This window comes from Mesorhizobium sp. M4A.F.Ca.ET.050.02.1.1 (assembly GCF_003997725.1).
Classification (GTDB): Bacteria; Pseudomonadota; Alphaproteobacteria; order Rhizobiales; family Rhizobiaceae; genus Mesorhizobium.
In genome coordinates, this window is the sequence record NZ_RZSG01000882.1 from 1 (window position 1) to 2,329 (window position 2,329).

Genomic DNA, 2,329 nt, shown 5'->3' on the forward strand with positions numbered 1-2,329 from the left:
CCCTCTACGAGACGACGGAGCCCTATTATCCGAACCGCGACCATGGCGGCACCGATTTCAACCAGTATCTGATGCCCGGTCCCGGCGATCTCGCCGAGACCGAGATCATCGTGCTGGAACGGCCGTCGGCGGACGGTCCCTTCGGCGCCAAGGGACCGGGCGAGATGTGCGCCAACCCGCAGATCCCCGCCGTCGCCAATGCCGTTTTCGACGCCGTCGGCGTTCGCATCGACACGCTGCCGATCACGCCGGAACGCATCCTGCGCGCGCTGAAGGCGCAGGCCGCGGGCTGAGCGGGCGATGACACGCGCCGACGCCGAACAGATCGCGGCTTCGCCGGAAGCGGTGGCGGCGCGCCTTGCCGCCTCGCGCTATCTCGCCGACGACAGCCTTGCGACGGCGATCTTCCTGGCCATTCGCCTCGGCAAGCCGCTGCTGCTCGAAGGCGCGCCGGGCGTCGGCAAGACCGAAGCCGCCAAGGCAGTGGCCGAACTGCTCGGCCGTGAGCTGGTGCGCCTGCAATGCTATGAAGGCATCGACGCCGCGCATGCGCTCTATGAATGGAACTACCAGCGCCAGTTGCTCGCCATCCGCCATGCCGGCGAGCACGAGATCGACATCTATGACGACCGCTTCCTGATCGCGCGGCCTCTGCTGCAGGTGCTGCGCGCGCCGGAACAGCGTGTGCTGCTCGTCGACGAGATCGATCGCTCCGACCACGAATTCGAAGCCCTGCTGCTTGAATTCCTCTCCGATTTCCAGATCAGCATCCCGGAACGCGGCACGATCCGCGCCGCAACGCAGCCGATCGTCATCCTGACCTCCAACCGCACCCGCGAGCTGGCCGAGGCGCTGCGCCGGCGCTGCGTCTACCACTGGATCGGCTATCCCGACGCCGCGCGCGAGGCCGAGATCATCATGCTGCGCGCGGGCGATGTCGCCGAGGCGACGGCGCGCGCGGTGGCCAATGCCGTGCAGCAGATCCGCGCCCGCCCGCTGGCCAAGCCGCCCGGCATCGCCGAGGCGGTGGAATGGGCGAATGCCGCCACCATTCTCGAAAAGGGCGGCAACCCGTGGCCGGAAGCCTTTCTCCGCGCCATCGGCTTGCTGATCAAGGACGAGGAAGATCTGTCCGCGATCGCGCCGGAACTTGGGAAGATCGTCGAGGAGGCGTTGGGTGATGAGTAATCGCAACGCGCCAGCGCAATACCCCTGGGCTAATTCGCAACGCTGGCGGGACAGCGCCCCCCTCTGTCCTGCCGGACATCTCCCCCACAAGGGGGGAGATCAGACGTCACGCCGGCTCTCGCCAATTTTCAACGTCGCAAGATCAAGCCGAGCGCCCAAGCTGCCAATCTCCCCCCTTGAGGGGGAGATGTCCGGCAGGACAAAGGGGGGCGCGAAGGAATGAGGCGTGCGGAAAAACTGCCTCGTGCCGCCGAGCCCTTACTGGGCTTCGCCCGCTTGCTGCGCCATCACGCCTTTCCCATCGCCCCCGAGCAAGTCTCCAGCTTCATGCAGGCGGTCACACTGCTCGGCCCCCGATTGATGAACGACATCCGCGAGGCCGCGCTGGCGACGCTCGCGCCTTCGCCCGACCGTCGCATCGAATTCGAGGCGCATTTCCGCGCCCATTTCTACGCCGACGCCAGACCCTCGATCGCAGGCGAAGAAGACGAGGAAACCCGCATCAAGGACGATCGTGGCACGCGCGAGGAAGAAAGCCAGGCCGCTCGCCATGAGAAGGGCGGCGATCTGTTCTCGGCGCGCGAGCAGTTGAGCAGCCGCGATTTCCAGCGCGACGCCGACGGTCTTAGCGCATTCCGCCACGGGCTCGCCTCCGCCCTGCCCGCCCGCCGCTCCTTCCGCACCATCCGCACCCGCTCGCGCGGCACGCTCGACCTCAGGCGTTCACTCAGCGAAATCGTCAGCGCCGACGGCGACATTCCTTCGCCGCAGCTCCGCCGCCGTCAGACCGTGCCGCGCAAGCTGCTCCTGCTCATCGACGTCTCCGGCTCGATGAAGCTCCATACCGCCGATTACCTGAAGTTGGCGCACGCCGCCGTGCAAGGCGCGGACAGGGCGGAAATCTTCACCTTCGGCACTCGGCTCACGCGCATCACCTCGGCGCTGCGCACCCGCGATCGCGACCAGGCGCTTGCCCGGGCGGCGGCTTTGGTCGACGACTGGGACGGCGGCACCCGAATGGGGCCGACGCTGCTCGCCTTCCTGACCGTGCCGCGTTTTTCCGCCTTCGCCCGCGGCGCGGCGGTGGTCATCCTTTCGGATGCGCTGGAGCGCGGCGACCACGCCGATCTCGAGACCGCGA

2 protein-coding genes and 1 pseudogene are annotated in these 2,329 nt (G+C 67.6%); all 3 read left to right on the top strand.

The window, feature by feature from the left end:
* Window positions 1–293, top strand: a pseudogene (locus EOA33_RS32615) (xanthine dehydrogenase family protein molybdopterin-binding subunit); the annotation flags it as partial.
* Between the two features lie 7 nt (window positions 294–300).
* A complete protein-coding gene (locus EOA33_RS32620; protein ID WP_127407495.1) occupies window positions 301–1,188 on the top strand; it encodes a MoxR family ATPase in 888 nt (295 codons plus the stop codon).
* Between the two features lie 219 nt (window positions 1,189–1,407).
* On the top strand, window positions 1,408–2,329 hold a 922-nt coding region (locus EOA33_RS32630; RefSeq protein WP_127407496.1), incomplete at its 3' end, for a VWA domain-containing protein.